Genomic DNA, 18,237 nt, shown 5'->3' with positions numbered 1-18,237 from the left:
TTTCCCTACATGATCGGTTTTGAAAAACGATTTCAAAAAAATTGCACGCCATCAGGCCTCAACGTATCTTTGTGGCATCGATAGGAGGAGATGGCCTTATGAGCATGCAGAACCCGGTATTCATCCCAGGCCCCACTAATATGCCTGAGGTCCTGCGACGGGCCTGCGATCTGCCCACGATGGATCATCGATCCACAGCCTTCGCTGAAATCCTGCATCCAGTTCTGGCAGGCGTAAAGCAAATCCTGAAATCCTCAGAGGCTGAGGTGTTTATCTTCCCCGCCACCGGCACGGCCGGGTGGGAAGCCGCAATCACCAACACGCTGTCGCCCGGCGACAAGGTGCTGGCCGCGCGCAACGGCATGTTCAGCCACAAGTGGATCGATATGTGCCAACGCCACGGGCTTGAGGTGCAGGTGATCGATGTGGCTTGGGGCGACGGGCTGCCCGTCGACACCTTCGCGCACATCCTGGCGGACGACACACAGCATCAGATCAAAGCCGTCCTCGCGACCCACAACGAAACGGCCACCGGCGTCGTCTCTGACATTTCTGGTGTGCGCCAAGCGCTCGACGCAGCAAACCACCCTGCCCTGTTCTTCGTCGATGGGGTCAGCTCCATCGGGTCGATGCCGTTCGAATTCGACAGCTGGGGCGTGGATATCGCCGTTACCGGGTCGCAGAAAGGCTTCATGTTGCCAGCTGGCCTCGCGATCATCGGTGTCTCACCCAAAGCGATGGCGGCAATCCCGACCGCCGGTCTGGCACGCACCTTCCTCGACATTCGCGATATGGCCGCAGGGTACGACGCAAGCGCTTACCCCTACACGCCGTCGGTCGGCCTGTTGAACGGGTTGAAGCTGTCTTGCGACATGCTGCTGGACGAAGGCCTGCCGCAAGTGTTCGCTCGCCATACCCGCATCGCCGATGGTGTCCGCGCTGCCGTAGAAGCCTGGGGCTTGCAGCTCTGCGCCACCTCGCCCGATCTCTATTCTAACACGGTGTCAGCGATCCGCACGCCCGACGGGTTCGATGCCAGCCGCATCGTGTCCCACGCATCCGAACGTTATGGCGTCGCCTTCGGTGCGGGCCTTGGCGATGTGGCTGGCAAGGTGTTTCGGATCGGACATCTGGGGATGCTGACCGACGTCGTGGCACTGTCCGGCATCGCCACGGCAGAAATGTGCATGGTCGATCTGGGCCTGGACATCAGCCTCGGCTCCGGCGTCGCCGCCGCGCAAGACATCTACCGCACCAGCGCCGCCCCGATGGCGCTCGCCGCTGAATAAGGAGGGACACATGAAAGACATGGTAACTGCCGCTGCGCTCACCTTCGACGATGTGATCGAAGCCCATGACCGCATCCGGCCCCATATTCACCGCACGCCGGTTTTGACCTCGACCTATCTGAACGAGCTAACCGGGGCGGATCTGTTCTTCAAATGCGAAAACTTCCAAAAAGCGGGCGCGTTCAAGGTCCGCGGCGCGTCGAATGCCGTGTTCGGCCTGTCGGACGACCAGGCGGCCAAAGGCGTCGCCACCCATTCCTCCGGCAACCACGCCTTGTCGCTCAGCTACGCGGCGGGCCGCCGTGGCATACCGTGCCACGTGGTCATGCCCAAAACCGCGCCCCAGGCCAAGAAAGACGCCGTGCGCGGCTATGGTGGGATCATCACAGAATGCGAGCCATCGACGACCTCGCGCGAGGCGGTCTTTGCCGATGTCCACGCTGAGACCGGCGCCGATTTTGTCCATCCTTACAATGACCCCCGCGTTATCACCGGCCAAGCCACCTGTTCGCGCGAATTGATGGATCAGGTCGATGGCCTCGACGCTGTCATCGCGCCCATCGGCGGAGGTGGCATGATCTCGGGCTGCTGCCTGACATTGTCGAACATCGCGCCAGACGTCGACATCTACGCCGCGGAACCCGAACAGGCTGACGATGCCTATCGCAGTTTCAAGGCGGGCCACATCATCGCCGATGACGCACCGGTGACCATCGCCGACGGTCTCAAAGTGCCGCTCAAGGACAATACGTGGCACTTTGTGTCGAACCACGTGACCGACATCCTCACCGCCTCCGAGCAAGAGATCATCGATGCGATGAAGCTCACCTGGGCGCGGATGAAGATCGTGATGGAGCCAAGCTGCGCCGTGCCGTTGGCCACGATCCTGAAAAACCCCGAGGTCTTTCGCGGCCGCCGCGTCGGTGTGGTGATCACCGGCGGCAATGTGGACCTCGCCAAACTGCCCTGGATGGGCGCTTGATTTCTGAACACGGGAGAGATGACATGAAAGATATGGATCCATTGGCCGATTACGAAGTCGGCTTCGACATTCCGGCCAAGCCCGGCATGAAAGCCGCTGACGTGCAGACCCCGGCTTTGGTGCTGGATCTGGATGCGCTGGAGCGCAACATCAAGAAGATGGGCGATTACGCCAAGGCCCATGGCATGCGTCACCGCGTGCACGGCAAGATGCACAAATCCGTCGATGTGGCGCTGATGCAGGTGGAACTCGGCGGCGCCTGCGGGGTCTGCTGCCAGAAGGTGTCCGAGGCCGAGGTCTTCGCCCGCGGCGGCATCAAGGATGTGCTGGTGTCGAACCAGGTGCGCGACCCGCAGAAGATCGACCGCCTCGCCCGGATGCCCGAACTGGGCGCGCGCACCATCTGCTGTGTCGATGATCTGTCCAATGTCGCCGATCTCTCCGCCGCCGCTCAAAAGCACGGCACCGAGATCGAATGCCTTGTCGAAATCGATTGCGGCGCGGGCCGCTGCGGTGTGACGACCACGCCCGAAGTGGTCGAGATCGCCAAGGCCATCGACGCCGCCCCAGGCCTGAAATTCGCGGGCATCCAGGCCTATCAGGGCGCGATGCAGCACATGGACAGCTACGACGACCGCAAGGCCAAGATTGCCATCGCCGTGGCTCAAGTCAAAGACGCCGTCGACACGCTGAAAGCTGATGGTATCGAGTGCGACATCGTCGGCGGCGGCGGCACCGGTTCCTACTATTTCGAAAGCAATTCCGGCGTCTATAACGAGCTTCAATGTGGCTCTTACGCCTTCATGGATGCCGATTACGGCCGCATCCTCGACGCCGAGGGCAAGCGCATCGATCAGGGCGAATGGGAGAATGCACTGTTCATCCTGACCTCTGTCATGAGCCACGCGAAAGCCGACAAGGCCATCGTCGATGCGGGCCTCAAGGCGCAATCGGTCGACTCAGGCCTGCCGGTGATCTATGGGCGCACGGATGTCGAATATGTGAAATGTTCGGATGAGCATGGCGTGGTTTCCGACCCTGACGGTGTTCTGGAAGTGAATGACAAGCTGCATCTCGTGCCCGGCCATTGCGACCCGACTTGCAACGTCCATGACTGGTATGTGGGCGTACGCGACGGTGTGGTCGAAACCGTCTTGCCGGTCTCAGCCCGCGGGCGGGCCTATTGATGGACGGCCCCATGATCAACAATCACAACATCACAATCGTGCCCGAGGGCGCGATTGCGGATCTGCTGACGCGCGAGGCCGCCTTTGCCGCCGTCGAACAAGTCTTTGCCGATATGGCCAGCGGCAGCGCGCGCAACTTCCCCGTTGTGCGTGAGGCGATGCCAACCGAGGATGCGCTTTACGGCTTCAAGGGCGGCGTCGCGCCCGGCATCCTGGGCCTGAAAGCGGGGGGCTACTGGCCCCATAACCTCGACAAAAACGGGTTGATCAACCATCAATCGACGGTCTTCCTGTTCGATCCCGAAACCGGCCGCGTCAGTGCCATGGTCGGGGGCAATCTGCTGACCGCCTTGCGCACCGCCGCGGCCTCCGCCGTGTCAATCAAACATCTCGCGCGCCTCGACGCCAAGGTGCTCGGCATGATCGGCGCGGGCCATCAGGCGAAGTTCCAGCTTCGCGCAGCGCTCGAGCAGCGGGATTTCGACAAGGTCATCGCGTGGAACCTGCATCCCGAGATGCTGCCGGGCCTGGCTGAGGTCGCCGCCGAAACCGGGATCCCCTTCGAGCCGGTCGATCTGTCGGGGATGATCGCGGCCGATGCCATCATCACCATCACCTCCAGCTTCGCGCCGACGCTTCTGGCCGAGCATGTCAGCCCTGGCACGCATATCGCCTGCATGGGCACCGACACGATCGGCAAGCAAGAGGTGGAGGCCGCGCTTCTGGGTAAAGCGACTGTCTTCTGCGACGAGGTCGCGCAGTCGACCACGCTCGGGGAAGCACAGCATGCGGTGAGCAACGGCCTGATAAGTGCAGACGCGATCACCCAGATCGGCGCGGTGATCAACGGCACCCACCCGGGCCGCACGTCCAACCGGGAAATCACGCTTTTCGACGGCACCGGTGTCGGCCTGCAAGACCTCGCCGTGGCAGGCTCCATCGTCGATGTCGCCGTCGCAAATGGCACCGCAACCATCGTGCCGATCTAGACCAAAATACGGGACGGCGGGAGGGGCGACGGCGTCAGACGAGCGTCTCCCGACGGCCCACCATGTAAGGCGCCTCGAACCAATGCTCCTCCAGGTTCGCCCCCGCGCCAATCCGATCCACCACGGCGAACAGCCCCGGCTCGGATAGTGGCGTCAACACGCCGTGCCAGGTCCCTCGGTGAAAGTTGATCGCCTGGCCGGGCGCGGTTTCAAAGGCGAGCGGCCTACCGGGCACGCCCGCCTCATCGGGCGCAACGATCACCAAAAAAGCGTGCATCGACATGGGCACGAAGGCCTGAGACCCCTCTGGGTGCCGCTCGACCATCTCCAGGCGATAGGGCAGGCTGCGCGGCTCGGATTTGAACAGGCTCACCCCCGCCTGCCCGTCCCCGAAATCCAGGCGCGCTCGGTCATGATATCGCCCGCAAAGCCCCTGATTGATCACCTTATCCGGCTCGCCGCTACAATCGAGCAGATCCCCAAACGGCCCGAAGGCCTCGGCACTTATCTGTTGGATCACAATCGCTTGGCTCATCCCAGCTTATCCACCAGGCGCAGCAAAGCGATGCGTTCGACCTGTCGGCAGGCCTCGGCGAATTCGGTGGCGCGGTCATTTTCCAATCGCCGGTGAAACGCGCCGAGGATCCCCGCCTTATCGTGGTCGCGGACGGCAATGATAAATGGAAATCCGAACCGCTCCGTATAGGCGGTGTTCAACCGTGTGAACGCGTTCCGTTCCGCATCGGTCAACGCATCCAAGCCCGCCGAGGCCTGTTCCGACGTGCTGTCCTCGGTCAGCCGTTTGGCCTGCGCCAGCTTGCCAGCCAAGTCAGGATGCGCCCTCAGCGTCGCCAGGCGCCGATCTTCCCCGCCCGTGCGAAGCATCCGGCACAGCGCATTGTGCACCCCGCGCGCCGTATCGTGGGCAGGACCCTGTTCCAGCGCAAAAGCCGCTTCGGCGATCCATGGTGAATGCTCGAAAATCCCGCCAAACGCGCCGACATAAGCCGCCTTATCCATCTGCGAAGGCGCGATCTCAGCGCGCGGGGGATGCGTCGCGGCCCAATGCTGGGCGATCTGTTGGCGCGTGGCAAACCAGACGCCCTTATGTCCAGCGATATGATCCAACGCCCGTTTCAACGCCATCGCGCGGCCCGGGCGCCCGGCGATCCGGCAATGCAGGCCAATCGACAACATCCGTCCGCCTTCCGCGTAAAGCATGTCGAACGCATCCTGGATCGAGCGCTCGAAATCCCCCGGCTCGGTATGCCCGGCCTGGATCGCAAAGCGCATATCGTTTACATCCATCGTATAGGGCACGATGAGCTGATCGCGCTGGCCCAGCCGCATCCAATAGGGCAGCTCATCGGCGTAACTGTCTGCGATATAATCGAAATCGCCGGCCTCACTGACCAGTCGAACGGTGTCCATCGAACAGCGGCCCGTATACCACCCGCGCGGCGGCGCGCCGGTCACTTCGGTATGCAGCGCAATCGCATCGGCAATCTGGGCGCGTTCCTCGGCATCGGACATGTCCTTATGCTCGATCCATTTCAGCCCATGGCTCGCAATCTCCCAATCCGCGTCCTGCATCGCGGCCACCTGCTCCGGCCCGCGGGCAAGCGCGGTTGCGACGCCGAACACCGTGACGGGATAATCGCGCAACATCCGGTGCAACCGCCAGAACCCGGCCCGCGCACCGTATTCGTAAAGGCTTTCCATGTTCCAATGCCGCTGACCCGGCCAGGGCGCGGCGCCGGTGATCTCGGACAAAAACGCCTCAGAGGCCGGATCGCCATGCAGGATATTGTTCTCGCCCCCTTCCTCGTAATTCAGAACGATCTGCACCGCGATCCGCGCACCACCGGGCCAGCGCGGATCAGGCGGTGTCGGGCCATAGCCCATCAAATCGCGGGGGTAGCGGGGCACATCCACGGCGTCTATCCTCGGACTGTTAACATTATCAGTTTTTCTAATGATGCATTTCGATCATGAACAGAACTGATAGTAGCCCGCAAGGAACGGAGATGCGCGATGCCCGGATATCTGACCACCCATGTTCTGGACACGGCGCGCGGTTGCCCGGCCGCGGGGATCAAGATCACCCTGTATCGAATCGACGGCGATACCCGGCACCGCATCGCCAAAGCCGTCACGAATGCCGATGGACGCACCGATGGCCCGATCCTACCCGAGGTTGAGTTTCAGACCGGAACCTATGAGCTGGTGTTTTGTGCCGGGGTGTATCTGCACGGCGCAGGTTTGACGGAGGACGACCCGCTGTTTCTGGACGAGATCCCGATCCGTTTTGGCATGGCTGAGGACGATCACTACCACGTGCCGCTGCTTCTGTCGCCCTACGGATATTCGACCTATCGCGGCAGCTAAAACTGAGCGATTGGCGTTAAAAGGCAATAATATGGACTATCTCGCCCTGCAGAAGCTGTGGATAGATTGCATATGTGCAGCTATTGATACGGCGATACAAAATCATCTACGCCAAAACACAGGATAGTTCATTTGGGCACCACGCCATGATAGGCCATAAGTCACAGGTTTTCAGGGCTTAAGCACAGGTGCAGCACCTCAAACACAATTCAAAACACGGGACGGTTCTGGCCGTCTCGATGATGAAGGACGAGGCGCCGTTCCTGCTGGAATGGGTCGCGCATCATCTCGCGCTCGGCTTCACCGACATTCTGGTCTACACGAACGACTGCACCGACGGCACCGATGAGATGCTCATCCGGCTTGAGGAATTGGGCCTGGCCCATCACCGCCGCAACATCATTCCCGACGGCGTGAAACCGCAACCCTCGGCAATCAAACACGCGCAGGTGGAACCCATTGTGCAAAATGCCGATTGGGTGTTGCTGTTCGACGCAGATGAATTTCTCTGCATCCGCCATCCGGCACAACATCTGGAGGGTCTGCTGGATGATGTCGTGGCCCGCGGCGCCAATGGCCTGGTGATCACCTGGCGCATCTTCGGCTCTGCAGGTGTGGTCGAATGGTCTCGCGCACCGGTGACCGAGCAATATCTGCGCGCCGCGCCGCCGCTTTGGAACAAGGGATGGGGCGTGAAGACCTTGTTCAAATTCGATGCAACCTACTGGAAACTCGGCATCCACAGACCCTCGATCAAGAACAAATGGCTCGAGACCGAGTTTCCCGACAGCGTGCATTGGCTCAACGGATCCGGCGCGCCGATGGAGGATTACTTCAAGTTTCGCGGCTGGCGCTCGATCCGGCGCACAATCGGATATGATTGGGTTCAAATGAACCACTACGCCGTCAAATCCATCGACAGCTACGCGATGCGCAAGCTCCGCGGCAACGTGAACAACAAGGCGGACAAATACAACGCCGATTACTGGGCGCTACAGGATCGCAACGAGGTGGAGGACCGCACCGTCCTGGCCCATGCCGCCTCACGAACGCGGATCATGGACGCGCTGCTGACCGACCCGGTGCTGAACCGCCTGCATGTCGCAGCGCTCGACCGGGTTGAGGCGCGCCTGGCGGCCTACAAGACGACCGACGCCTATGCGGCCCTGCGCGATGGATTGATTACGGCCGGTGCGGTCCCGATCACGCAGGTCGCGGCCAAGCCGCCCAAAGCGCGGGACCCCGCCAAGATCGCCGCTTTGATGAGCCGCGTGGAACAGCAAGCCGTCGCCAAATCTGCAGACGCCCGGCGTGACGATCCAATCCCGGGCTGGGCAGGCGAGAACGGCGATCCCTACATGCCGGCGCCGATCGATCTGAGCGACGATCTTGCGGTGGATTGGGTGCCGAACCACGATATCGACCTGCCCGCCGATCTGCGCCTGTTCACGCCCGACGCGTTGGAGGCGGTGATCGCGGGCCGCTTTGATCGGCGCCATGCGCGCAACCTCGCAGGCTACCTCGATGGCTGCACCCGCGTGCTGGAGCTTGGCGCGGGGATCGGCTTTGTGGCGCAGAGGGCGGTGAGGCTGTCGGATCAACTGACCTATATGGCCCATGACAGCCGCGCTGATTTGATTGCAGCGGGCCGGCAGATCGCAGCACGGCTTGGCGAAACGGCGCGATTGAAACTGTTCGATGGTCCGCTCAGCGTCGACGGCAGGCCAACCGGACTCCAAGCTTATGTCATTGATTTCAAACCGGATTGCCTACGACTGGGGCGGATATCCGAACTCCCCCCAAGCTGGATCGCTCAGCTGGATCTCAGCCCTGTCGCGCGCATCGTGATCCCTGTCCTGTCGGCGCGTGACGCGCAATCGGTGCATGCCGCCTACGGGCCAGCGCTTGCAGATCAGGGCTTCATCGCTGCCCCCGACCGCGCCGGATCGGGCAGTCTGCAGTTTGATCGCACACCGCGATCAGGCGATGCGAGCCGCTAAACACGATCCAGACGGCGCAATGCGTGACCGCCACAATCGCGGTCAACTCTCTACGCCAACGAGCCACGAAATACCCTCGCTCCAAATCGCACCCCATATTCGCCAGATGCGCCGCCAAATCTCGCTACGCCCTTCTTTCATCCTGGTAAAAAACTCAAACCCGATCCGCCGCCCTGCGATTGACAGGTCAATCCGCGCCGGGCAGGCGGACGGGGGTGGGCGGGTGGGCCGTTCGCCTGCCCGGCGCGGCGCGCCACCAAAATCCTTTGCCAATCCGCCCCGAATACCAGAGAGTTCGGAAAAACCATTGAGCAGACCGCTAAAGGCACATATATGGACCGCACCCGCCGCCCCGTCGCCTCGCTTTGGATTGGCGAGCGCCTGCAATATCTCAACCAAGTGTGCCTGAAATCGCATCTGGGCCATGGCCATCCGGTGACGCTCTATTGCACCGACACTGTCACCAATGCGCCCGAAGGGGTCGATCTGCGCCCCGCAACCGACATCATGGATATCCCCATGGATATCGTCGAACAGACCTCGGCCAGCTTTCTCAGCAATGTGTTCCGCTACAAGATGATCCAGAAAACCGGCGCGATCTGGATCGATTGCGACGCCTTCTGCCACGCCCCCTTCCCCGATGAGTGGGCGCATATCTATGCGGGCCACGGCCTGCGCGGGGCGCTGAATTGCGGGGTCGTCGCGATCCCGCAAACCGGCGATTTGATCGACGGGCTGCTCGACTATTACGACAACCTGCCCGACTATCCGCCCTGGTGGAACCCGCGGCAGCGCAAGCGGATGGATCGGCAAGACCCGTCCCTGCCCCTGGCCGTGCGCATCTACAAGACCGAGCGTACCGCCTTCGGCCCCCAGGCCTTCACCCATTTCGCCAAGCAAACCGGCGATATCGACCGGGCCATGGCATCGGACGTGCTCTATCCGGTGCCGTTCCAGTTGAACGATATCTTCTATGATCCCCATGGTCGGGTTGAGGGCTGGTTCACCGATGCGACGCGCTCGGTCCACCTCTATACCAACGGCACGCGGCCCTGGTGGCGCAAAAACCCGCCCCTGGAACACTCCTATGCCTGGCGCATATGCCAAGAGCTCGGCATCGACCCGGCACAGGCTCTGGAATAAGGTCAATCCATGGCCATTCCCTCGTCCTTGACCCTGCTTTTCGTCGTCGCGCCGCAAGAGGGCGACGCATCCTGACCGGCGCATCACGACACGGAGGGCCGCGCATGGCGGGGGCCGCGTTCTCGATCCTGACTATGATGAAGGATGAAGGCCCGCGCCTGCTGGAATGGCTGGCCTATCATCGGCTGATCGGCTTCGACCGAGTCTGGGTCTATTCCAACAACTGCCGCGACGGCTCCGATCACATGCTGGACCGGCTCGACGCGATGGGGTTGTGTCGCCATACACGCAACGACGTGCCTGCGGGAAAGAAGCCGCAGCCCCATGCGCTGACCCTCGGCCAGAAAAACGATGCGCTGCTCGACACCGATTGGCTCATCGTGATGGATGCCGATGAATTTCTGCATGTTCATGCGGGCGACGGAACGGTGAAGGCGCTGCTCGCCGCCTGTCCGGACGGGACCGAGGGCGTGGCCGTCAACTGGCGCATGATGGGCGCCTGCGGGATCGAAGATTGGTCCGAGGCGCCGCTTCTGGGGCAGTTCACCCATGGCGCGCCGGATGGGTTTCGCAGGGGATGGGGCGTGAAGACACTCTTCCGGCCCTTTCCCGATCTGAAGCTCGGCATCCACCGACCCAATGTCAAAGGCGCCCGGCGCGATCCGGCCCGGCGCGCGGCGCTGCTGCAGCAGCGATGGGTCAACGGATCAGGCATTCCGATGCCGCCGGGCTTTATGGCAGAGGGTTGGCGCGGGTCGGCGGCCACAACCGGCTACGCCCTCGCCGAGATCGCGCATTTCGCGGTGCAAAGCGCCGAAGCCTATCTGCTGCGCGGGGATCGGGGCAATGTGAACCTCAAGCCCAACAAATACGATGCCACCTATTTCGCCATCTTCGACCGCAACGAATTGGCGCGGCCCGGCCTGTCGGATTGGGTCGAGCCTGTCGCCGCGCAGGTCGCGGACTGGTTGCGCGACCCCGATCTGGCGCAGCATCATGCGGCGAGCGTCAGATGGCATCGCATGCGGCGCGACACGCTCCGGCAGGCACCGGAATGGGCCGCGCATATGGCCGCGCTGAAAAAGGCCGCTTCTGTGCCCTACGAAGACCTCGATACCCTCCTCTTCCCGCAGCCCCTGACCGCAGCGGGCAAGAAGATGGTGACCGATATGCAGGCCAAAGGCGTGCCGGAGGCTGCCATCGCAAAAGCGGTGTCACAGGCGGTGAGCAAATTGGAGGCCGTCCGCGATGCCCGCGAAGCGGCGGAATTGCGCGCCATGGGGATCACCCCGCCGGGCGATCGGACAGGCTAGTTGGTCTTGCTGCGCGGCGGGCCCGGCAAGGGCAGGATCGGCACGCCGTCTTCGATCAGCGCTTTCGCCTCTGCGGCATTCGCTTCACCATGGATCGGCTTGTCGGGCACATCGCCGACATGCATCGCCCGGGCCTCACGAGCAAAATTGCCACCCACATAGGTGGAGTTCTGCTCCACATGCTCACGCATCGCCTTCAGCACCTCTTCGGCGGGATGTGTCGGACCGCTCAACGCCGCAGGCGCAAGGCTGTCGCTTGGATCTGAGGCCCCGACGCGCGGCGCCATCATCGCCTTCGCCACGTCGGGCGACCCGCAGATCGCGCAATTCACCAGCCCCTTCGCGGCCAGCGCATCATAGGCATCGGCCGATTGAAACCAGCTTTCAAAAGCGTGCCCTTCGGCGCATTTCAAGGCATATCTGATCATGGTCGCCCACAAATAAGCGTTTCTACACCGGCATCAAGCGACAGCTTAGCGCAGGCGATCTAACGAAAATCCTAAGATCAGCTGTTTGAGTTCCGGTTCATTCACCCGCGCGGCGGCCTGTTTCGGGCTGCACCATTTGCGGCGCCGCTTGCTGTCTTCAGGATAGGCATCGGCCAGCTTCTTCACCGCCAGCGGAAACACCGCGACGATCACCGGCAGCGACAGCTCTTCATCGATCCATTTGCTGTAGGAATACAGGCCCAGGCACATCTCATGGACACGTCCCCGCACGCCTGCCTCTTCCCAGGCCTCCTGGGCGGCGGCTTCTGCGGGGGTCAGCCCGTCCATCGGCCAACCTTTGGGGATGATCCAGCGCCCACTATCCAGGGTCGAGACCAACAGAACCTCAATGCCCTTGCCGCCCTTCTTCTTGGACACGCGAAAAGGCAGCGCCGCAAATTGCGTGCGCGCGTCGCGTTTGGCCCCGCCGACAATCCGCAGGGGCCGCTGGGTGATCACTTCTTTCTTCGCCATGGCCCGGTGATGACAGACGCTCCGCCACGGTGCAACCGCCCTGTGGCTTGACCCAGGCCCGCCGCCACATAGGTTTCGGCCTAACCGAGGAGACGCCCATGAACCGCCGCGCATTCACATTGACCAGCTTGGCCGCGATCGCCGCAGCCGGGCCTGCCGTGGCGACCGAGCGCTTTACCTTTCCATCCATCGATGGTGGCGATTACGATCTGGCGGTGTGGCGCGGGCGCCCGATCCTTGTGGTCAACACGGCCTCGCTCTGCGGGTTCACCGATCAATATGCCGATTTGCAGCGCCTCCAGGACACCTACCAAGATCGCGCGATTGTGTTGGCCGTACCGTCGGACGATTTCGCCCAAGAGTTGGCCGACAATGCCGCCGTCGCTGAGTTTTGCGAGATGCAATACGGCCTGACCCTGCCGCTGACCACGATCCAATCGGTCCGCGGCCCCGGCGCCCATCCGTTCTATCGCTGGCTGGCCCGAGACCACGGCTTTGTGCCGCAATGGAATTTCAACAAGGTGCTGCTCGATCAGGCGGGCCAACCGGTGCAGACATGGGGGTCCGGGCCCAATCCGATGGGCCGTCGGATCCGCGGCGCGCTTGACGGTTTGCTGGCGGCGTGACGCGGCCGCTCTTTCTGGGGTCGGAGATCTATCGCGGCTCCAGCTACGGCAAATGGCACCCGCTGCGTGTGCCGCGTGTCTCGACGGTCATGGATCTCAGCCGGGCGATGGGCTGGCTGGGCCCCGATCAATACCGCAATTCGCCCCGCGCAAAACCCGCGGCCCTGCATATCTGGCACACACCCGATTATGTGGAGGCGCTGCACCGCGCCGAGATCGAGCAATCCGTCAGCGACGCGGTGCGCGACCGTCACGGGCTCGGCACCGTTTCGAATCCGATCTACCCCGAGATGTTTCGCCGCCCCGCCACGGCGGCGGGCGCCTCTTTGCTGTCAGGCGAATTGCTGCGCGACGGCGGCGTGATCTACCATCCCGGCGGCGGCACCCATCACGGCTTTCCCGACCGCGCGGGCGGGTTCTGCTACCTCAACGACCCGGTTCTGGCGATGCTGTCCCTACGCCGCAACGGCGCCCGTCGCATCGCTTATCTGGATATCGATGCGCATCATTGCGACGGCGTCCAGCACGGGTTTGCCGGCGATCCCGACACGCTGCTGATCTCGGTCCATGAGGCGCGGCGCTGGCCCTTCACCGGTCTGCTCGACGATGAGGGCGGCGGCAATTGCCTGAACCTGCCGGTCCCGAAGGGCTTCAACGATACCGAGATGGAGGTGATCCGCGACCGGCTGATCCTGCCCGCGATCGCCGCATTCCGGCCCGATGCGATAGTCCTGCAATGCGGTGCCGATGCGGTCACCGAAGATCCGCTCAGCCGATTGACCCTGTCCAACAATGCCCATTGGGCGGTGCTGCGTGGGTTGATGGACCTAGCCGCGCCGCGCCTGCTGATTCTGGGCGGCGGCGGCTACAACCCCTGGTCGGTCGGGCGGCTCTGGACCGGCATCTGGGCCACGCTCAACGGCTGTGAAATCCCCGATCGCGTGCCCGACGCCGCCGAATCCGTGCTCCGCGCCCTGACATGGGAAGGCGCGCGGGCCGGGCGCAACCCGCCCGACACCTGGTTCATCACCTTGCGCGATCCCCCGCGCCCCGGCCCGGTTCGTGCGGAAATCACTGACGCGTTGACGGAACTGGTCAATCGACCGGGGGCGAAGGGATCACTTGTCCGATAAAAAGACTCGGGATTGACTTTCCCGACCAAATTGGTCAGCCTTTGCCCATGTCACGCAAGGAGCCGCCTATGACCTACCAGACCACCCTGACGGAACCCGACCGGACGCCTCCGGCCCGCCCCACAGCGGACACGCCGATCTATGACGCGCGGCGCCTGATCGGGGCCGATGGCACCGCGATGATCGTCCTGGATGACAAGACCTACACGCTGCGCGAAACCCGCGCCGGAAAGCTGATCCTGACGAAGTAACGCGCGCCCCCAGCCAGTGATAGGCCAGGTATGTCCAAGAAAGTTCCAAGCCCCTGCATTGATGTCTGCAAGTTCCGCCGTGCCGGGCATTGCATCGGCTGTTCGATGACCAAGGCGCAGAAATCGATGTTCAAACAGCTTAAGAAACCGGCCCATCAGGCCGCGTTTGTCGATATGCTGATGTCACAGCAGGCCGATATGGGCAAATACCGGCATTGGGCGCCGGAATATGCGCGCAAATGCCTGAAGAAGGGCGTGAAGCCCCCCTTCAAAATCAAAGACAAGAATATCGCAAAAGCCGGGTGATCAGCGCAGATGGGCGCGGAGCATCCAGGCGAATTTCTCGTGGGTCTGACCGCGCGCGATACAGAGATCCTCGGTCAGCGTATCGCCATGTTCTGCCGCCAAAGCACCCGCAGCGCCGAGTGTCGCGGCCAGGGTCTCCTGCGCGGCCTGCATCGCCGAAATCATCGTCTTGTCATCGGCATGACCGTCATGCTCGGCCACTTTTGAGCGAGCCACCATCGCCGACAACATGCCCTCGGCGTGACCGTCCAGCGCCTTGATGCGCTCGGCCAGATCATCCTGAGCGGTGAAGTGATCCTCATAGATCTCCTGGAACAGCGCGTGCAGCGGCCCGAATCCCATACCAGTCACGTTCCAGTGGAAATTCTGCGCCAACATCGTCGTCACCGCGGTTTCCGCAACCGACTGGTTCAGCGCTTCGCAAATAGCGGTCTGTGCACTCGGGCTAAGGTCTACGGCTGGCTGCATTCTCATCTCTCCTGCAAATGAAAGTCAGATGGCTGGCGGACCTGCGAGGGTGAGCTGGCTGTCGACCCCATACATAGGATGCACAGCCACCTTGTCTAGACTCATTCTAAAAAGAAATGCGCCTTCGCTATGTCGCCTCCTGTGCGTCGGCCAAGGCCGAGACCAAAAAGCCGATATTGCGTTGCGCGTGGCGGGGGATCCGGCGCGCCAACAGAAACGTCAGGCTATCGCGATCGCCACGTTTGGCCGCGGCCAAGGCCGCCAAAAGCCAACGTTCATCAAAGCTGATCTCGACAGCCGCGGGCTGGTAGATGCGCAAGCGGGGCATACCGCCCTGCCCCGAAAAGGCACGGAACAAAGCCAGCGCCAAGGTTTCAGCGGCGCGAGAGGTTTCCATCGACAACAGCGCGCAGGCCTCAAACAGATCGGTTCGCGCCGCGCATCTGCTGCGCGCCGCGATCACGCGCAGGAACGCCAAATCCTCTTGCGGCACCAAAGGCGGTGAGTCTGAGGGGTGGATCTGCTGGGCCGTGGCGAACATGGGCATATCTTATTCTGAGTATTCTTGTCAGATAAGGCATTTTTCCTGACACGACAAGGATTCGCAACGTGGCGTCGCGTCAAAAGACCAGCAGCCAGACATTGTTCGACAGTGCCTCTGCAGCAAGCAGCAGCACAAACACCGCGCGCCAAGGCCAACTGACCACCCGGCGCCACAACAGGACCGCCAGGGCCACGCAGAACGCAAGCTCCGCCGGGCCCACCCATTCCGCATGGTGGCGGCGGTCCCAGTAGCTGAGCGGGCTGTCGAACACCCAGGTGCTGAGGGGCCAGAAATGCGGACGCCCATCCCCGGCATGAAGCGGAAAGTCCAACGCGATATGCAGCAGCGCCGCACCTGCGAACGCCACCAAAACGGGCCAGCGCCGCCAGAGCGCAACGGCCAGCAGCGCGCCCCAGACAAAGACCGAATTGTCGACCGCAAAGACGGCCTGCCACGTGTCTGAGAAATACAGCTCATCAAACACCACCCGCGGATCGGTGCCGACGATCAGCAAATGCCAGCCCACCAGCAGATAGAGCGACAGGTCGGGCGCCAGCCCACCGGCCAAGGCCGCGGCCAGCGTGCCCCGCCGGTCAGGCCGCCCGAAGGCCGCGGCGCCGAAGATCAGATGCGCGGGTGTGTTCACGGGCGGCTCTGACCTCGGTTCGGTTCAGATGAAGGTGAACTCAATCGAAAACGGTTGTGGTCCAGCATAGTCCGTATGGACATAGACGTGCAGGCGCCCGTTGACAGTGTAGAATTGCACATCCTGATAAGTGCCCTGCGTATGGGTCGTCGACACGAAAACCGGGCCATAGACCACGCGCACGCGCGCCTGCTGCCCGCGCCGCACATCCAGAACGTAGCATTGCGATTGATACGGGTTGGCCTGACCGTGGACGGCATGGATATAGGCGCCGGACGGGAAGCGGACGGTTTGGCAACCATGGCCATCTGCCAAAGCGGGCAAGGTGCTCAGCGCCAGCAGTAGCGCCGTCAAAAGGGATCTGAACATACGGGCCTCTCGAATACATCTTAAAGTTGAATTCGATGACCCTACACCACGCGCGGCCAATCCCCGAACGAAAAAGCCCCGCCGGGTCGGGCGGGGCTTTGGGTCAGACGGTGCCGATCAATTGATCTTGGGCAGCAATGTATCCAGCGAGGCTTTTGCATCACCATAGAACATCCGCGTATTGTCCTTGAAGAACAGCGGGTTCTCGATGCCGGAATAGCCGGTGCCCTGCCCGCGTTTACTGACGAAGACCTGCTTGGCCTTCCAGCATTCCAGAACCGGCATCCCCGCGATCGGGCTGTTCGGATCGTCCTGGGCCGCCGGGTTCACGATGTCGTTCGAGCCGATGACAATCGCCACGTCAGTGTCCGGGAAATCATCGTTGATCTCGTCCATCTCCAGCACGATGTCATAGGGCACCTTGGCCTCGGCCAGCAGCACGTTCATATGGCCCGGCAGACGCCCCGCAACGGGGTGGATCGCAAAGCGCACCTCTTTGCCCGCCGCGCGCAGTTTGCGCACCAATTCACTGACCGCTTGCTGGGCCTGCGCCACCGCCATGCCGTAGCCCGGGATGATGATGATGCTGTCGGCCTCGTTCAGGGCGGTGGCCACGCCATCGGCATCAATGGCAACCTGCTCGCCCTCAACCGCCATCTGCTCGCCCGTGGCGCCGCCGAAGCCGCCCAGGATCACGCTGACAAAGGACCGGTTCATCGCCTTACACATGATGTAGGACAGGATCGCACCCGACGAGCCGACAAGCGCGCCCACCACGATCAGCAGGTCATTGCCCAGGCTGAAGCCAATCGCCGCCGCCGCCCAGCCGGAATAGCTGTTCAGCATCGACACGACCACGGGCATGTCGGCGCCGCCGATCCCCATGATCAAGTGATAGCCGATGAAGAAGGCCAAGAGCGTCAGCAGAACCAGCGTCCACGACCCCGCCCCGCTGAGATACATGATCAACAGGATCAAAGAGGCTGCCGCCGCCGCCGCGTTCAGCATATGGCCGCCCGGCAATTGCTTGGCCGCCGTGTCGATCTTGAAGGGCAGCATCGAGGAATTGCCCGACAGTTTGCCATAGGCCACGACCGACCCCGTGAAGGTCACCGCGCCGATCCAGATGCCAAGCGACAACTCGACCCGCAGGATGCCAACCTCGACCCCGGTTTTCTTGGCCAGAAGCTCTCCGAAACTGGAAAGCGACCCCGCCAGCGTATAGGCCGCATCGCTCAGCGGTCCTTCCGGCTGTGGGAAAGGCAGGTCCGCATCGACGAACATCGCACCGACCCGCGCCAATTCGATATCCGCGTTGAAGCCCACGAAAACCGCCGCCAGGCCGACCAGCGAATGCATGATCGCCACAAGCTCGGGCATCTGGGTCATCTGCACGCGCGTGGCCAATTGATAGCCCACCGCCGCGCCCAGGCCGATCAGGATGATCGACATCACCCACAGGCCCGCACCGGGCCCGATCAGCGTGGCCAATACCGCAATCGCCATACCGGCAATGCCGTACCAAACCGCGCGTTTCGCGCTTTCCTGGCCCGACAATCCGCCCAGCGACAGGATGAAAAGAACGCCCGCAACCGCGTAGGCTGCAATGGTAAATCCGAAATCCATTGGTCCTGCCCTGCC

Annotated in this window: 21 protein-coding genes; 12 read left to right on the top strand and 9 right to left on the bottom strand. The window is 62.4% G+C overall.

The annotated features are described in order from the left end of the window. The first annotated feature begins 98 nt into the window (after positions 1–98). Genes bhcA through bhcD form a run of 4 tightly spaced genes read left to right on the top strand, consistent with a single transcriptional unit; the run spans position 99 to position 4,447 of the window. The gene (bhcA, locus tag V8J82_RS12890) at positions 99–1,289 is read left to right on the top strand and encodes an L-aspartate--glyoxylate aminotransferase BhcA (RefSeq protein WP_339975754.1); all 1,191 of its coding nucleotides are present in this window, start codon (positions 99–101) and stop codon (positions 1,287–1,289) included. A gap of 10 nt (positions 1,290–1,299) precedes the next feature. Beyond that, a complete protein-coding gene (gene bhcB, locus V8J82_RS12885; protein ID WP_339975753.1) occupies positions 1,300–2,271 on the top strand; it encodes a beta-hydroxyaspartate dehydratase BhcB in 972 nt (323 codons plus the stop codon). A gap of 23 nt (positions 2,272–2,294) precedes the next feature. Further along, positions 2,295–3,458 (top strand): 3-hydroxy-D-aspartate aldolase BhcC, encoded by a 1,164-nt coding sequence (gene bhcC, locus V8J82_RS12880; protein ID WP_439650060.1) that lies wholly within the window; start codon positions 2,295–2,297, stop codon positions 3,456–3,458. Between the two features lie 29 nt (positions 3,459–3,487). Beyond that, positions 3,488–4,447 (top strand): iminosuccinate reductase BhcD, encoded by a 960-nt coding sequence (gene bhcD, locus V8J82_RS12875; protein WP_339976044.1) that lies wholly within the window; start codon positions 3,488–3,490, stop codon positions 4,445–4,447. 34 nt (positions 4,448–4,481) lie between these two features. On the opposite strand, the gene V8J82_RS12870 is transcribed toward bhcD, so the two are convergent. Continuing rightward, complete coding sequence (locus V8J82_RS12870; protein WP_339975752.1) at positions 4,482–4,982, bottom strand: ureidoglycolate lyase; 501 nt, start codon at positions 4,980–4,982, stop codon at positions 4,482–4,484. Beyond that, positions 4,979–6,382 (bottom strand): allantoinase PuuE, encoded by a 1,404-nt coding sequence (gene puuE / locus V8J82_RS12865; protein ID WP_339975751.1) that lies wholly within the window; start codon positions 6,380–6,382, stop codon positions 4,979–4,981. The genes V8J82_RS12870 and puuE overlap by 4 nt, the downstream gene beginning before the upstream one ends. 99 nt (positions 6,383–6,481) lie before the next feature. Here puuE and uraH point away from each other — a divergent pair, with 99 nt between their 5' ends. The 4 genes from uraH (at position 6,482) to V8J82_RS12845 (ending at position 11,291) form a co-directional block, all read left to right on the top strand. Continuing rightward, the gene (uraH, locus tag V8J82_RS12860) at positions 6,482–6,835 is read left to right on the top strand and encodes a hydroxyisourate hydrolase (RefSeq protein WP_339975750.1); all 354 of its coding nucleotides are present in this window, start codon (positions 6,482–6,484) and stop codon (positions 6,833–6,835) included. A gap of 188 nt (positions 6,836–7,023) precedes the next feature. Continuing rightward, entirely contained in the window at positions 7,024–8,835 is a 1,812-nt protein-coding gene (locus V8J82_RS12855) for a glycosyltransferase family 2 protein (protein WP_339975749.1), read from the top strand. A gap of 333 nt (positions 8,836–9,168) precedes the next feature. Continuing rightward, positions 9,169–9,978, top strand: coding sequence for a hypothetical protein (locus V8J82_RS12850; protein ID WP_339975748.1), 810 nt, complete (start codon positions 9,169–9,171; stop codon positions 9,976–9,978). A gap of 104 nt (positions 9,979–10,082) precedes the next feature. Continuing rightward, positions 10,083–11,291: a glycosyltransferase family 2 protein gene (locus V8J82_RS12845; RefSeq protein WP_339975747.1), complete on the top strand. Its 1,209-nt coding sequence runs from the start codon at positions 10,083–10,085 to the stop codon at positions 11,289–11,291. On the opposite strand, the gene V8J82_RS12840 is transcribed toward V8J82_RS12845, so the two are convergent. Continuing rightward, positions 11,288–11,719 carry a DUF1178 family protein gene (locus tag V8J82_RS12840; protein ID WP_339975746.1) on the bottom strand — a complete coding sequence of 144 codons (432 nt, stop codon included), beginning with the start codon at positions 11,717–11,719 and terminating at the stop codon, positions 11,288–11,290. The genes V8J82_RS12845 and V8J82_RS12840 overlap by 4 nt on opposite strands. Positions 11,720–11,764: 45 nt before the next feature. Further along, complete coding sequence (locus V8J82_RS12835) at positions 11,765–12,253, bottom strand: NUDIX hydrolase (protein ID WP_339975745.1); 489 nt, start codon at positions 12,251–12,253, stop codon at positions 11,765–11,767. 98 nt (positions 12,254–12,351) lie between these two features. On the opposite strand from V8J82_RS12835, the gene V8J82_RS12830 reads away from it, so the two are divergent. From V8J82_RS12830 to V8J82_RS12815, 4 genes are all read left to right on the top strand, one after another. Continuing rightward, complete coding sequence (locus V8J82_RS12830; protein WP_339975744.1) at positions 12,352–12,879, top strand: glutathione peroxidase; 528 nt, start codon at positions 12,352–12,354, stop codon at positions 12,877–12,879. Continuing rightward, positions 12,876–14,012: an acetoin utilization protein AcuC gene (locus V8J82_RS12825; RefSeq protein WP_339975743.1), complete on the top strand. Its 1,137-nt coding sequence runs from the start codon at positions 12,876–12,878 to the stop codon at positions 14,010–14,012. The genes V8J82_RS12830 and V8J82_RS12825 overlap by 4 nt, the downstream gene beginning before the upstream one ends. A 68-nt stretch (positions 14,013–14,080) precedes the next feature. Next, complete coding sequence (gene hemP, locus V8J82_RS12820) at positions 14,081–14,263, top strand: hemin uptake protein HemP (RefSeq protein ID WP_339975742.1); 183 nt, start codon at positions 14,081–14,083, stop codon at positions 14,261–14,263. Between the two features lie 30 nt (positions 14,264–14,293). Further along, complete coding sequence (locus V8J82_RS12815) at positions 14,294–14,569, top strand: DUF1289 domain-containing protein (protein WP_339975741.1); 276 nt, start codon at positions 14,294–14,296, stop codon at positions 14,567–14,569. On the opposite strand, the gene V8J82_RS12810 is transcribed toward V8J82_RS12815, so the two are convergent. The 5 genes from V8J82_RS12810 to V8J82_RS12790 all read right to left on the bottom strand — a co-directional run bounded on the left by V8J82_RS12810 (position 14,570) and on the right by V8J82_RS12790 (position 18,222). Continuing rightward, on the bottom strand, positions 14,570–15,037 hold the full coding sequence (locus tag V8J82_RS12810) for a Dps family protein (RefSeq protein WP_339975740.1): 468 nt from the start codon (positions 15,035–15,037) through the stop codon (positions 14,570–14,572). 127 nt (positions 15,038–15,164) lie between these two features. Continuing rightward, positions 15,165–15,578 carry a hypothetical protein gene (locus V8J82_RS12805; protein ID WP_339975739.1) on the bottom strand — a complete coding sequence of 138 codons (414 nt, stop codon included), beginning with the start codon at positions 15,576–15,578 and terminating at the stop codon, positions 15,165–15,167. Positions 15,579–15,657: 79 nt separating this feature from the next. Then, positions 15,658–16,227, bottom strand: a complete 570-nt coding sequence (locus V8J82_RS12800) for a cobalamin biosynthesis protein CobQ (protein ID WP_339975738.1) — start codon at positions 16,225–16,227, stop codon at positions 15,658–15,660. A gap of 24 nt (positions 16,228–16,251) precedes the next feature. Further along, on the bottom strand, positions 16,252–16,596 hold the full coding sequence (locus V8J82_RS12795) for a hypothetical protein (RefSeq protein ID WP_339975737.1): 345 nt from the start codon (positions 16,594–16,596) through the stop codon (positions 16,252–16,254). A gap of 117 nt (positions 16,597–16,713) precedes the next feature. After that, positions 16,714–18,222: an NAD(P)(+) transhydrogenase (Re/Si-specific) subunit beta gene (locus V8J82_RS12790; protein WP_339975736.1), complete on the bottom strand. Its 1,509-nt coding sequence runs from the start codon at positions 18,220–18,222 to the stop codon at positions 16,714–16,716. Between the last annotated feature and the right edge of the window lie 15 nt (positions 18,223–18,237).

Source organism: Gymnodinialimonas mytili, from assembly GCF_037544085.1.
Classification (GTDB): domain Bacteria; phylum Pseudomonadota; class Alphaproteobacteria; order Rhodobacterales; family Rhodobacteraceae; genus Gymnodinialimonas; species Gymnodinialimonas mytili.
This window is presented reverse-complemented; position numbering and strand designations above follow the sequence as displayed.

Coding starts and splice junctions, on each gene's coding strand:
- V8J82_RS12840 (WP_339975746.1), bottom strand. CDS start 11,719: ATGATCAGATATGCCTTGAAATGCGCCGAAGGGCACGCTTTTGAAAGC.
- V8J82_RS12790 (WP_339975736.1), bottom strand. CDS start 18,222: ATGGATTTCGGATTTACCATTGCAGCCTACGCGGTTGCGGGCGTTCTT.
- bhcB (WP_339975753.1), top strand. CDS start 1,300: ATGAAAGACATGGTAACTGCCGCTGCGCTCACCTTCGACGATGTGATC.
- V8J82_RS12810 (WP_339975740.1), bottom strand. CDS start 15,037: ATGCAGCCAGCCGTAGACCTTAGCCCGAGTGCACAGACCGCTATTTGC.
- V8J82_RS12870 (WP_339975752.1), bottom strand. CDS start 4,982: ATGAGCCAAGCGATTGTGATCCAACAGATAAGTGCCGAGGCCTTCGGG.
- bhcC (WP_439650060.1), top strand. CDS start 2,295: ATGAAAGATATGGATCCATTGGCCGATTACGAAGTCGGCTTCGACATT.
- hemP (WP_339975742.1), top strand. CDS start 14,081: ATGACCTACCAGACCACCCTGACGGAACCCGACCGGACGCCTCCGGCC.
- V8J82_RS12850 (WP_339975748.1), top strand. CDS start 9,169: ATGGACCGCACCCGCCGCCCCGTCGCCTCGCTTTGGATTGGCGAGCGC.
- V8J82_RS12815 (WP_339975741.1), top strand. CDS start 14,294: ATGTCCAAGAAAGTTCCAAGCCCCTGCATTGATGTCTGCAAGTTCCGC.
- V8J82_RS12795 (WP_339975737.1), bottom strand. CDS start 16,596: ATGTTCAGATCCCTTTTGACGGCGCTACTGCTGGCGCTGAGCACCTTG.
- uraH (WP_339975750.1), top strand. CDS start 6,482: ATGCCCGGATATCTGACCACCCATGTTCTGGACACGGCGCGCGGTTGC.
- bhcA (WP_339975754.1), top strand. CDS start 99: ATGAGCATGCAGAACCCGGTATTCATCCCAGGCCCCACTAATATGCCT.
- V8J82_RS12830 (WP_339975744.1), top strand. CDS start 12,352: ATGAACCGCCGCGCATTCACATTGACCAGCTTGGCCGCGATCGCCGCA.
- V8J82_RS12845 (WP_339975747.1), top strand. CDS start 10,083: ATGGCGGGGGCCGCGTTCTCGATCCTGACTATGATGAAGGATGAAGGC.
- V8J82_RS12835 (WP_339975745.1), bottom strand. CDS start 12,253: ATGGCGAAGAAAGAAGTGATCACCCAGCGGCCCCTGCGGATTGTCGGC.
- V8J82_RS12805 (WP_339975739.1), bottom strand. CDS start 15,578: ATGTTCGCCACGGCCCAGCAGATCCACCCCTCAGACTCACCGCCTTTG.